General features: G+C 59.7%; 11 protein-coding genes and 1 tRNA gene. 4 read left to right on the top strand and 8 right to left on the bottom strand.

The annotated features are described in order from the left end of the window. Positions 1 to 22: 22 nt before the first annotated feature. The gene (locus ACXAIC_RS02245) at positions 23 to 2953 is read right to left on the bottom strand and encodes a valine--tRNA ligase (RefSeq protein ID WP_475173163.1); all 2931 of its coding nucleotides are present in this window, start codon (positions 2951 to 2953) and stop codon (positions 23 to 25) included. Positions 2954 to 3134: 181 nt separating this feature from the next. Here ACXAIC_RS02245 and ACXAIC_RS02250 point away from each other — a divergent pair, with 181 nt between their 5' ends. After that, positions 3135 to 3563 (top strand): DUF1284 domain-containing protein, encoded by a 429-nt coding sequence (locus ACXAIC_RS02250; protein WP_475173166.1) that lies wholly within the window; start codon positions 3135 to 3137, stop codon positions 3561 to 3563. A 32-nt stretch (positions 3564 to 3595) separates the two neighbouring features. On the opposite strand, the gene ACXAIC_RS02255 is transcribed toward ACXAIC_RS02250, so the two are convergent. From ACXAIC_RS02255 to ACXAIC_RS02265, 3 genes are all read right to left on the bottom strand, one after another. Further along, positions 3596 to 4333: a PopZ family protein gene (locus ACXAIC_RS02255; RefSeq protein WP_475173168.1), complete on the bottom strand. Its 738-nt coding sequence runs from the start codon at positions 4331 to 4333 to the stop codon at positions 3596 to 3598. Between the two features lie 310 nt (positions 4334 to 4643). Then, on the bottom strand, positions 4644 to 5981 hold the full coding sequence (locus ACXAIC_RS02260; RefSeq protein ID WP_475173170.1) for a TolC family outer membrane protein: 1338 nt from the start codon (positions 5979 to 5981) through the stop codon (positions 4644 to 4646). Positions 5982 to 6233: 252 nt separating this feature from the next. Then, positions 6234 to 6896: a protein-L-isoaspartate O-methyltransferase family protein gene (locus tag ACXAIC_RS02265; RefSeq protein ID WP_475173172.1), complete on the bottom strand. Its 663-nt coding sequence runs from the start codon at positions 6894 to 6896 to the stop codon at positions 6234 to 6236. A 244-nt stretch (positions 6897 to 7140) separates the two neighbouring features. On the opposite strand from ACXAIC_RS02265, the gene ACXAIC_RS02270 reads away from it, so the two are divergent. Further along, a tRNA-Cys gene (locus tag ACXAIC_RS02270) sits at positions 7141 to 7214 on the top strand. A 21-nt stretch (positions 7215 to 7235) separates the two neighbouring features. On the opposite strand, the gene ACXAIC_RS02275 is transcribed toward ACXAIC_RS02270, so the two are convergent. Further along, positions 7236 to 7487, bottom strand: a complete 252-nt coding sequence (locus tag ACXAIC_RS02275) for a hypothetical protein (protein ID WP_475173174.1) — start codon at positions 7485 to 7487, stop codon at positions 7236 to 7238. A 185-nt stretch (positions 7488 to 7672) separates the two neighbouring features. Between ACXAIC_RS02275 and cobD the strand changes: the two genes are divergently transcribed. Together cobD and cbiB are read left to right on the top strand one after the other, a co-directional pair. Beyond that, a complete protein-coding gene (gene cobD / locus ACXAIC_RS02280) occupies positions 7673 to 8677 on the top strand; it encodes a threonine-phosphate decarboxylase CobD (RefSeq protein WP_475173176.1) in 1005 nt (334 codons plus the stop codon). A gap of 9 nt (positions 8678 to 8686) precedes the next feature. Continuing rightward, on the top strand, positions 8687 to 9673 hold the full coding sequence (cbiB, locus tag ACXAIC_RS02285) for an adenosylcobinamide-phosphate synthase CbiB (RefSeq protein WP_475173178.1): 987 nt from the start codon (positions 8687 to 8689) through the stop codon (positions 9671 to 9673). A gap of 21 nt (positions 9674 to 9694) precedes the next feature. Here cbiB and ACXAIC_RS02290 read toward each other — a convergent pair whose 3' ends face one another. The 3 genes from ACXAIC_RS02290 to ACXAIC_RS02300 are packed head-to-tail and all read right to left on the bottom strand — an operon-like array spanning position 9695 to position 11891. Continuing rightward, positions 9695 to 11134, bottom strand: a complete 1440-nt coding sequence (locus ACXAIC_RS02290) for a cobyric acid synthase (protein WP_475173180.1) — start codon at positions 11132 to 11134, stop codon at positions 9695 to 9697. 35 nt (positions 11135 to 11169) lie between these two features. Further along, positions 11170 to 11478 (bottom strand): YrhK family protein, encoded by a 309-nt coding sequence (locus ACXAIC_RS02295; RefSeq protein WP_475173182.1) that lies wholly within the window; start codon positions 11476 to 11478, stop codon positions 11170 to 11172. After that, on the bottom strand, positions 11475 to 11891 hold the full coding sequence (locus ACXAIC_RS02300) for a GNAT family N-acetyltransferase (protein WP_475173184.1): 417 nt from the start codon (positions 11889 to 11891) through the stop codon (positions 11475 to 11477). Before ACXAIC_RS02300 ends, ACXAIC_RS02295 begins: the two co-directional genes overlap by 4 nt. Between the last annotated feature and the right edge of the window lie 35 nt (positions 11892 to 11926).

The following is an 11926-nucleotide window of genomic DNA, read 5'->3' on the forward strand; positions in this document are numbered from 1 at the left end:
CTTTTCCGGGCTGGCCACGTCATCAGCCGATTTCCGCAAGCCGGTTCAAGGCCACCTGAACCTTGTCCAGTTTTTCCTTGGCCTCGGCCACCTTCTCCCGCTCGCCAGCGACCACGTCATCGGGCGCCTTTTCGACAAATTTTGGGTTGGCGAGTTTCTTCTCGACCTTGGAGATCTCGCCCTCCAGTTTGCCTGCCTCTTTTTCCAGGCGGGCCTTTTCAGCAGCCAGATCGATGATCCCGGCCAGCGGCATGCACACCGTTGCCTCTCCAACAATGATCTGGGCCGCGCCAGCGGGGGCAACTTCAGCCAGAGCAATGCTCTCTGCCCGCGCGAGACGGAAAAGTGCCGCTTCATGGGTCTTGAGACGCTCCCGGGTCGCTGCAGAGGCGCCGGTGACGACCAGAGCCACCTTGGCCCCGGCCGGAACATTCATTTCCGCCCGAACCGAGCGGATCTCCGAAATCACGGACACCAGCCAGTTGATTTCCTCTGCGACTTGTTCGTCGGCCAGTTGAACCTTTGGCCAGTCGCTCAGCATCAAGAGCGCGCCGGCCTTTGCCCCTTCATGCCCCAAACGCTCCCACAATTCCTCGGTCAGGAACGGCATGAACGGGTGCAGAACCTTGAGGATCTCGTCAATCGCCCAGGCCGTGGTTGCCCGAGTTTCCGCCTTAGCGGCCTCATCGTCCCCGTTGAAGATGGGTTTTGCCAGTTCCAGGAACCAGTCGCAGAAGGTGTTCCAGGTAAAGCGGTAAACCGCTCCGGCCGCATCGTTGAACCGGTACTCCTCAAGAGCCGCCGTCACATCGGAAATGCATCGGCCCATTTCCGTTGCAATCCAGCGGTTCAGGCTTTGCTGAGCGGTGGCCGGATCAAAGCCCGCCACCCGTGCGCAACCGTTCATTTCCGCAAAACGTGCCGCATTCCAGAGCTTTGTGGCAAAGCGCTGGCCGCCTTCGGCGGCCTGATCCGACATGCGCAGCATTCTGCGCGCCTGAACTTCCTGGCTGGCCAGGGCAAAGCGGGTTGCATCAGCTCCAAACCGGTCAATCAGATCCAGCGGATCAATGACATTCCCAGTCGACTTGGACATTTTCTTGCCCTTGCCATCGACCACAATCGAATTGAAATAGACCGTGTGGAACGGCACTTCGTCCATGAAGTGAAGCCCCTGCATCATCATCCGGGCCACCCAGAAGAAGATGATGTCGAGGCCGGTGATCAGAACGTCGGTCTTGTAATAGCGTTCAAGTTCCGGGGTCTTGTTCGGCCACCCAAGCGTGGAAAACGGCCAGAGCGCGGACGAAAACCAGGTGTCGAGCACGTCTTCATCCCGCGTCAGGGCCTTGCCCCCAGCCATCTCAACGGCTTCTTCTTCGGAATGGGCGCAGTATTCGGTTCCGTCTTCATCATACCAGACCGGTATCTGGTGCCCCCACCAGAGCTGGCGGGAGATACACCAGGGCTGAATGTCGTCCAGCCAGTTGTAGTAGATCTTGTCCGCATTGCCCGGAATCAGCTTTGTGGTGCCATTCCTGACTGCCTCCAACGCCGGGGCAGCCAATGTCTTTGCATCGACAAACCACTGATCCGTCAGCATCGGTTCGATGACCACTTTGGAGCGGTCCCCAAACGGCTGCATGATCTTTTTGGCTTCGATCATTGGCAGCTGGACAGGCGCTTCCGCCCCCTCATCAAGCGGACGCAAAACCGCCCGGCCTTGAGGATGCCAGTCCGGGGCCTGGCCCTTCATCCAGGCCACCTCCGGATGGTCGGCCGGAACCATGACCGCCAGACCTTCGGCCGTGATTTGTTCAATGACTTTCTTGCGGGCCTCATAACGGTCGAGACCGCGCAGCTCGTCCGGAACGATGTTGATGAGATCGACTTCGTTGACGGTCATTTGCGCGCCGTCAATGATCGCCTGCGCCTTGGCCGCTTCTTCCGCGTAGGGCGCGCCGTCGGCCCGCATGGCGCCGGTCGTGTCCATCAGCCGGTACATGGGAATCTTGTTGCGCTGCGCAACGCCATAATCGTTGAAGTCATGCGCACCGGTTATCTTCACCGCACCGGAGCCGAAATCCGGGTCCGGATAATCATCCGTGATGATCGGGATCAGGCGGCGGTGTTCCTTGGGTCCAACCGGAATTTCACAGAGTTTTCCGACAATCGGCGCATAACGCTCATCGGACGGATGAACGGCAACAGCGCCGTCCCCAAGCATGGTTTCCGGTCGGGTCGTGGCAATCGAGATATAGTCGCGGGTCTCGCGCAGCGTGACGTTGCCGTCCTCATCCTTCTCGACATACTCATAGGTTTCACCGTCGGCCAGCGGGTATTTGAAATGCCACATATGGCCGTCGGTCTCGACATTCTCGACCTCAAGATCAGAGATCGCAGTCTCGAATTTCGGGTCCCAGTTCACCAGCCGTTTGGACTTGTAGATCAGGCCTTCCCTGTAAAGGGAGACAAACACCTTCAGAACCGCATCCGACAGGTTCGGCGACATGGTGAATTCTGTCCGGCTCCAATCGCAGGACGCACCGAGACGCTTGAGCTGCCCGAGGATCGTGCCCTCAGACTTGCGCTTCTGCTCCCAGACCCGCTCGACAAAGGCCTCGCGGCCCATTTCACGGCGGCCAGGCTGCTGACTCTCCATCAATTCCCGTTCCACGACCATCTGCGTCGCGATGCCCGCATGGTCCGTGCCCGGCTGCCAGAGAACATCAAACCCTTGCATCCGCTTCCATCGGATCAAAATGTCCTGAAGCGTGTTGTTGAGCGCGTGGCCCATATGCAGGGACCCGGTCACATTGGGCGGCGGAATTACGATGGAAAAGGCCGGGGCGCCATCCTTGGCACCTGCCCCGGCCTTGAAGGCCTCAGCCTTTTCCCAGGTTTCGTAAATCCGCGGCTCAACGCTGGCCGCATCGTAGGTCTTATCCAGCATCAGGGTCACTCAATGGGAGAGTTTGATCAAAATCGTGAGTCCCCGTGTAAATCGGAAGCGCAGGTGCAAGTCAACCTGTTAAACCGCACTGTTCCGCCCGCCACACGGCCATGCCCTGCGAAATGCCCGGCAATCCGCCTGGCCTCTTGGGATGAGGACATTTTGCTGGCATAAGGACTTGATGATTGTTTCACTCCGCCCCCATCATCTCCTGTGCATGCTCACCTATCTTGGCAAAGGCTATACGCCGGATTTTGTGCGCACCTATGATCGGGTGATGGCCCGGCTGAATGCCGGGGCGAGCGTCGAGATTGTCTCAGGACCTGACGACATATGCCAGGGCTGGCTGTTGGATGACGGCTGCCACTGCCACAATGACAGCGTTTTGAACCGGGACGCTGCCGCAGCCGAGGACATCGGCAGGCTTTTGCAAACCGATATAGCCCCCGGCCAGACCCTGCGTCTCGGGCCGGAGCATATTGCCACATTAAGAGGTGCTTTCGCCAAGGGGCAGATCCGAACAGCCTGTAGAGGCTGTGAATGGCAAGCCATGTGCTCTGCCATTGCAACCCGGGGCTTTAAAGGCTGTCACCTGTCCCCAGGCGCCTGAACCGCCGCACCGGATACGCCGTGGGGGCTAAGTCAGCGCCGGCGGGTGACCCTTTGAATTTCCTTTTGAACCATTTGCTCCACCATTCCGGGCAAATTCTGGTCCAGCCATGCTTTCAGCATGGGACGGAGCATTTCCTTGACCAATTCTTCCACCGTCTGGGCCTGGGTGCCGACAAACATATTGGCCAGATTGTCGAAAGCCGCATGGACGGCTTCGCCGGTGTTGTTGGAGGTCAGCGGGTCATCGTCGGCAACATTTGGAAGGTTGTCGGGAACCGGCAAGGTATCCATGGTCGAGGCCGGAATTGGTTCGGGCGCCGCTTCCGGCATCATCTCCGGGCTGTCGTCTTCGGCGAAGGACAAGTCGCCAGCCGGACTGTCGAAATCCTCCGCGAGGCCTTCAACCATTTCCATATCGTCTTCGGGAACGGCGAGCTCTTCCGTCAGTTCCAGAATATCGTCTTCTGGCTCCTCGGCGACGACTTCATCTTCTGCAGCATCAGCCTCCATGGCAGCTGCCATTTCATCGACCTCTTCGGCAGGAGCTGCATCGTCTCCTCCGCTGTCCTCCATGTCGAACAGCTTGTCGAGGTCGTCCTGGGACATTTCAGAGGCGTCGCCCATATCATCAACCGATTCTTCTACTGGAGTTTCAGCTTCACCCGTTTCGGCCTCGGCACCCTGGGCGTCTTCGTCGGATATGATCCGGCGTATCGATGCGAGGATCTCCTCCATCGACGGCTCTTCAGCCTTTTTCGCCTCTGCCATGACTTCCCCCGTAACTGTGGGCCACGCTGCGAACCGCCCAGCCCTTTCCGGGTGATTCGTTAACGGAAATTATGCGGATCAACACCATAGCAGCAAAGCGACCGGGCCCCGTGCCATGGTCTTATCCCCTCTTAAGTCCCGAATGAGACCATTCATGTGGACCCGGACACGGCCCATATCCTGATCCTGGACCAGCGTGACGGCTCTGAACCGGGTCCAGACCAGCAGGCACATTTCCGAATAAAGCCAAAAAAAACCGGCCGAAACAACCGTTTCAGCCGGTTTCTTTTCCTGGATCATCCAGATCGCTCTAGCGTCCGTCTGGCGTTGTCCAGCCGTACCACTTGTTGCGGACAGCGTTGTAGTGCTGCTTCGGATCGTAGTGGCGCACTTTCAGGCCGATATTGCTTGCATCCAGCCGCCCCACAGCAGAAACGAGCTGATACCCGCTCACGATCCGGTTGCGCTGAGCCGTCACAAGGCTTGATTGCTGGCTGACCAGTTCCCGCTGCGCGTCCAGAACATCCAATGTGGTGCGCTGACCAACGCGCTGCTCTTCAATCACACCTTCCAGGGCAAGTTTTTGAGCTTCCACAGCGGCCTGAGCCGCGACGATTGACGCTTCTGCAGCCTGAAAATTGCCCCAGGCTGAAATCACGTTGGCGCGAACCTGATCCCGCGTCACATCCAGCTGAAGACGGGTCTGGCCAAGCGACTCCTTGGCCGCACGGATGCTGGATGAGACGCTGCCAGCCTGATAGATCGGAATGCTGACCGTACCGGAAACAGAAGCGGCATCTGTCGCAAATGAATCGCTCGACCAGCTGCGAGACACGCTTCCGGACAAGGAGACCGTCGGCAGCAGCTGTCCTTCGACCGCCTTCACATTAAATATCGCGGAATCGACCAGATGCTGCGCCTGCAAAATGAGCGGCTGACTGCTCTCACTTGTCTTTAGCGCATCATCCAGAGAGGTCGGTACGTATTTGCTAATCCTTGTGTCAGCGGACAGGTTGCGGGCCTCGATGCCGATCTGCTGCCGGTAAACGGCGCGGCTGGCATTCAGGTTGGCCAAGGCGGAGTTCAGGCTCGCCTGGGCTTCGGCAGCACGGGCTTCCGCCTGGCTGACATCGGTCCGGGTGCCCTCGCCTACATCAAACCGGTCCCGCGCTGCCCTGACCTGCTCCTGAAGGAATTCAAGATCGCTGCGCTGCAATGACACGAGCGCGGTATCACGAATCACATCCACATACGCAGTCGCCGCAGAAAGAAGCGTGTCCTGCTCGGTGGACGAAACGCTTTCGCGCTGCGCGCGCACAATCGCCTCGGCCTGACGGACGGAATTGATCGTTTGAAAGCCCTTGAACAAGGTCTGGCTGATCGACAAGGAGATCGAAGCGTTGTTGCGGACAGACCCGGTGCTGCCCGTTTCGGAAAAATTCCGCCCCGCATTCGCGCTTGCGGAGACCGACGGGCGCCAGCCCGACAAAGCCTGCGGCACACCTTCATCGGTGCTGCGCAACCCCGCCCTGGCGGCATTGAGGCTCGGGTTGTTTTCATAAGCGAGAGCAAGCGCTTGCCAAATCGTTTCAGCGTTCGCTGGTGAAACCGCAGCACCAGCCAACGCAGCGGCTGTTACACCCGCCATCAGCGCGAGCCTGACAGACACCGCCTTTTTTGTTGAACGACAAAACACTCAACGCTCCTTCCGGATCACAACACATCAGTGTGTTGAGTAAACTGAAGGATTTTATACTTCAACCGTTTACGGTCCATAAAATCGGAATTTCTACGAGTGCGGCTTTCGGGCAACAAGCCAGAAGAATCATTAAAATATTGCTCAATTTAAGGAAATCCGCCGCCCCCGGCAAAATTTCAGCCTCTTGCGTCTGCCTGTGTCTTAAAAGACAAACTCTTCAGCCTTGGAAAACCCGGGCAGCACACCGACAGAAGCGTTGAAGCCGAATCGGGCACTGACCGCATCTCCAGATTTCTGATACAGGCGGGCTTCCCCAGCGCCTCCAAGCCCTTCCACGACGGCAAGGCAGCCTTCCGGCTTCAACTGCTCCGTCAACGCGTTGGGCAGAACTTCCACGGCACCATCAACAAAGATCGCATCATATGGCCCTTCCGACGGATATCCCTCCGCCAGCGGGCCTTCTACGACAACGGCATTTTCAATGCCCAGATCGACAAGAAGGTCAGAGGCCGTTTTTGCAAGATCCGCGTCTTCCTCAAGGGCCACAACCGAGGCGGCCAGCTTGGACAGAACAGCCGCGCTGTAGCCGGTTGCGGTGCCCACAATCAGGACCACCTGGTCTGCGCGAATATTGGCCAGTTGCACCAGTTTTCCGAAAATATGCGGCTTCATCAGAACGCGGCCACTGTCGCCGGACCCGACTGGCAGGTCTTCATCAATATAGGCGATCGCTTTTTTCGAGGCAGGCACGAACCGCTCACGCGGAATGGCTTCCATGGCATCCAGAATCCGGTGATCGGTCACGTCATTTGTGCGCAACTGGTTGTCCACCATCTTGCGCCGGGACTGAACAAAGTCCGTCATTTCGGCCCTCACCTGGTTCTGCCGGTTTCCCAGCGCCTCGTGCCGTTGATCCTTACCGCTGCGGACGCGGCCTGACAAGCCTTCCGACCTCCGACGCCTCGTTCTCTGTGGCACATCGCCGCCGTTCTTGTGCCCCTTGGCCTTTCGGTCCCACTATGAGATCCGGTGGAAATATCAAAGCACGCAATTTCAGCACTTGACCGGAGCGCCCAACTGATTGATAAGGCGCGGCACACCACCCGGCGGCCCTGTGGCGGAGTGGTGACGCAGCGGATTGCAAATCCGTGTACACCGGTTCGATTCCGGTCGGGGCCTCCACCTTTTCCTGTAAAATTTGTTTCACTCCCTCTTTCCGGGGACTGCCGGTGGCGTTCCATGGGCGTTTGCGTGAAATGTCTCGCGGTCACCCGTCACAACAAAGGCGAATTCGTCGATCTCCGAAATCACTGCGTCAGCAGAACGGGACAGGCCTGACTTTGGCCGCATGGCCCGTTGCGCGGCCACCAGTTCCCGGCGCGCCTCGGCCAGAACGGTCAACAAGCGCACCCGGTCAAATGACTTCGGCACCGGGCTCCGCCGTTCGGTGGACATGGAGCTTCCTTTCAATTTGTTCTTTCTTTGTTCTTATTTCCTGAATACAGATCCCGTCAATTTGCATTTCTGACAAGGGGCGGGTGTTTCCGGCACTGACCAAACGCTCCAAATCGGCTAAGTCATTGGCAACGCGCCTGCCCCTCTCACGCAAGACAGGGCGGACACAGCACGACAGGAAGGACTTGATTTTGGAACATGGCGGCGATCTGTCTCAGGCGGCAGAGCGGTTCGGAGGCGCGGCCAGTGACTGGCTGGATCTATCGACCGGCATCAATCCGCACAGTTACCCCCTGCCAGACCTCTCCCCTGAAGCCTGGACCGGGCTCCCCAGACGCGCGGAAACGGAACAACTGACAGCCGCCGCGCGCAAGGCCTATCGGGTGCGCGGCCATTTGGGGCTTGCGGCCGCGCCTGGCACCCAGATCCTTCTCTCCCTGCTGCCCTCCCTTCTCCCGGACGGGCCTGTTGCCCTGGCCGCCCCCACCTATTCCAGCCACAAGACCGTCTGGCAGCGGGAAGGACGGTGCCCTGTTGAACTGTCCAGCGTCTATGCCCTGCCCTCTGATGCGAAGATCGTGCTGCTGGTCAATCCGAACAATCCGGACGGCCGTCTGGTGGACGTGAAAAGTCTGCTTGACATCGCCCGGACCCTGACGGCCCGGGGCGGGTTTCTGGTGCTTGATGAAGCCTTCGCCGATGCGGTGCCCGGTGCCAGCGTGCTGCCCCATCTGGGCGAAGAAAATGTGGCCGTGCTGCGCTCTTTCGGGAAGTTCTTTGGTCTGGCCGGGCTCAGGCTTGGCTTTCTGGCAGGACCGCATTCACTGATCAACGCACTGAACGCGCGTCTGGAAAGCTGGAGCGTCAGCGGCCCGGCCCTGGAAATCGGCGTCAAAGCCCTGCGCGACCTGGACTGGCAGGAAGCCACCTTGCGGCGTCTGGCGGATGACATGGCGGATCTGACCCTCGCCCTGTCCGAGCAGCATTTGAGCGTCTTCGGTGGCACTCCGCTTTATGCACTCGCCGGACACCGGCAGGCCGCAGCCTTGCATGCAGCCCTGGCCCGACGGCATATCTGGACACGCATTTTCGATTATGCCCCAACCTGGATCCGCTTCGGCCTGCCGGGCAGCGCGGAAAATCTTGCACGGCTCAAGACTGCCCTTGCAGAGGCCCAACAGGAGATCTAACGAGAGCTCATGTTGATGGATTGTTCCGCGCTCTGGCTGCTTCTGGCGGCGCTTTGCCTGGACGCTCTTTTGGGCGATCCGGACTGGCTGTGGCGCCGCCTGCCCCATCCAGTTGTCTGGATCGGCAAAGGCATTTCCGTGTTGGACACAGCCCTCAACCGTCCGGAGTTCAGCGCCCAACAACGCCGGTTGGGCGGATCTGTCACGCTGATTGGACTGGTGGCCGGGGCCTTTGTCCTGGGCTGGGCCATTCAAACGGCCGCGCGCGACATCCCCTTTGGAGATGGTCTGATCATTCTCATCGCCGCAGTGTTTCTGGCCCAGAACAGCCTTTATCAGCATGTGGCCGCCGTCCGCGACGGGCTCCAGCAAAGCGGCCTTTCCGGCGGCCGCAAGGCGGTCGCCATGATTGTCGGACGTGATCCGGACGCCCTTGATGAAGCCGGCGTTTCCCGTGCCGCAATTGAATCCTGCGCCGAGAATTTTTCCGACGGGGTCGTGGCCCCGGCTCTTTGGTTCGCCATACTCGGGCTACCTGGGCTGCTGGCCTACAAGGCGGTCAACACGGCCGACAGCATGATCGGCCACAAAAATAAGACCTATCTCGACTTCGGCTGGGCCTGCGCCCGGTTCGATGACCTGATCAATCTGCCCGCCTCCCGGCTTTCCGGGCTGTTTATCGCCCTTGCGGCACCGCTTGCCGGAGGCACCTTTCAAAAGAGCCTGCGCTCTGTCTTTGAGGACGCGCCCAAGCACCGCTCCCCCAATGCGGGCTGGCCGGAGGCGGCCATGGCGGGCGCGCTTGATGTCGCGCTTGCCGGGCCGAGGATCTATCCGGGCTACCGGGTGGAGGACCCTTATCTCAACGGCACCGGCCGCCGGAATACGGATGCAGAAGATATTGACCGGTCCTTGCGGATTTTGATTGCCGCTTGTGGCTGTCAGGCCTTGCTGGTTGCGCTTCTGGCGCTGGTCGTGAGTTTCCCCGCAGCCTGACAAGAGCCGGAGGGCACCAGATCAGCGTGCCCGCGCCACCTTGAGCACCTCCTCGGTGTGCATAGAGAGCCGCAAATGCTCTGCCAGCTCATCCAGAACCTCATCAATGCGCTGGTCGTAGGCGATGTCCGAGGCGGCCCCGAAACGATGCAGCCAGGCGGACCGGAACGCATCCTGGGTAAAAAGGCCGTGCACATAGGTGCCGTGAACCTGTCCATCCGGAGACTTGGCCCCATCGGGACGCCCGCCGTCCAGATGAACCGTGGGCCGAGCGCAGTCAGGTCCTGACGTCCTGCCGATGTGAATTTCATAACCGGATATCTCCGCGCCGGTGTCCACATGAACGCCCCTAGCCGGGTCGGTGGACTTGTGCGGAGTGAGTTCGGTGGCCACGTCCAGAAAGCCAAGCCCTTCCACCGTTCCCGGGGGCCCTTCGATACCTTGCGGATCAGAGATGGTTTTGCCCAGCATCTGATAGCCACCGCAGATCCCTAAAATATGCCCGCCCCGGCGGTGATGGGCGGCAAGGTCGATGTCCCAGCCCTGTTTGCGGAAAAAGGCCAGGTCGCCAATGGTGGATTTGGACCCCGGCAAGAGCACGAGATCCACATCCCCCGGAAGTGCCTTGCCAGGCGGAACAAGCTCAAGCGTGACGCCCGGCTCCAGCCGCAAGGGATCGAGATCATCAAAATTGGCGATCCGGGAGATCACAGGCACCGCGATTTTGAGATCTCCCTGGCCGAAGCCGCTTTCCAGGCCAAGCGCATCTTCAGCCGGAAGCTTTCCTGCGTCCTGAAACCAGGGCACAACGCCCAGCCCGTGCCAGCCGGTCCGTGCTTCAATCTCACGCAAGCCATCGTCAAAAAGGCTCGGATCGCCCCGAAACCGGTTGATGAAAAAGCCCTGGACGCGCCTTTGCTCCTCCGCGGTCAGCACCTGACAGGTGCCAACCACGGAGGCGATCACCCCGCCCCGGTCAATATCCGCGCACAGGAGCACCGGCAGATCCGCCGCCTCTGCAAAGCCCATATTGGCGATATCCCCGGCGCGCAGATTAATTTCTGCCGGGCTGCCCGCCCCTTCCACGATCACGAGATCCGCATGCGCGGCCGTCTTTGCAAAACTTTCCAGAACCTTTGGCAGAAGCGCTGCTTTGTGCTGGCCATAGTCACGCGCACGCATGGTGCCAAAGCGCTTGCCCTGAACAATCACCTGCGCGCCGGTCTCGGTCTCCGGTTTTAGAAGAACCGGGTTCATGTGCACGGACAAGGGCACTCGGCAGGCCATGGCCTGAAGCGCCTGGGCGCGGCCAATTTCGCCGCCATCTGCAGTCACCGCCGCATTGTTGGACATGTTTTGGGGCTTGAACGGACGGACCGAGAGGCCTTGATTGGCATAGAGTCGGCAGAGACCGGCAACGATCAGGCTCTTGCCCACGTTGGACCCGGTGCCCTGGACCATGACCGCCGGGGGTCCTGGCTTTGGTGGTGTGACCGTCATGCGCCCGGTTCTTGGTCAACAGGCGCGGCCCCATAGGGCCGGAATTCGGCCGGCACCGGCAGATTGGCGAGCTTCAGTTCCAGCAACAGACGGATGGATGGGCGCACGCCAAACAGCACAGACCCGATAAGGAACAGCCACGTTCCGGCATAGATCAGACCGGGATAGAAAAAGAAGACGCTGCCAACCACAAAGGTCAGCGCCGCCAGAAATTCTACCAGGGTTCTATACAGCTCGTATTTGCGGACCAGCTCGGCGTGCTCAAAAGTGGCATCCCGGCTTGTTGTGTCGAAAAGTCTGGTCATGGCTGAAGCTCTTTCTCAAAAAACAGGGGGCCCGGCGCATCCGTCCCGGCGACCGGACGATAGCCCATCGACCGGTAAAAGCGCTCTGCCGTGCGCGTGCTCTGAAGATGCACCTTCATCTGCCCCCTGGCAGAAAAATAGTCTTCAAGCGCAGTGACAATCGCCTTGCTGACGCCTTTGAACCGGGCGTCCGGATACACATAGTTCAGAACAATTTCAGCGTCAGGCAGCCCCATTCCAACTCCTTGCAGAGTGTCTTCGTTCCATGGACTGCCAGCAACCAGCAACACTCCGGGCCCCGCCATCCAGGCCAGCGCGGTGTCTGCGGTCTTGTTGGCAAGCCAGCCATCCAGCCTGCCCGGCGCCCCTTCATAATCCGCTCGGCACAGCTCGGTGATGGACCGGCGCTGCAAAGACGCGATCTGAGGTGCATCCGGCCTTTCAGCGG

The sequence above is a fragment of the Roseibium sp. AWQ4_254 genome (assembly GCF_056161025.1).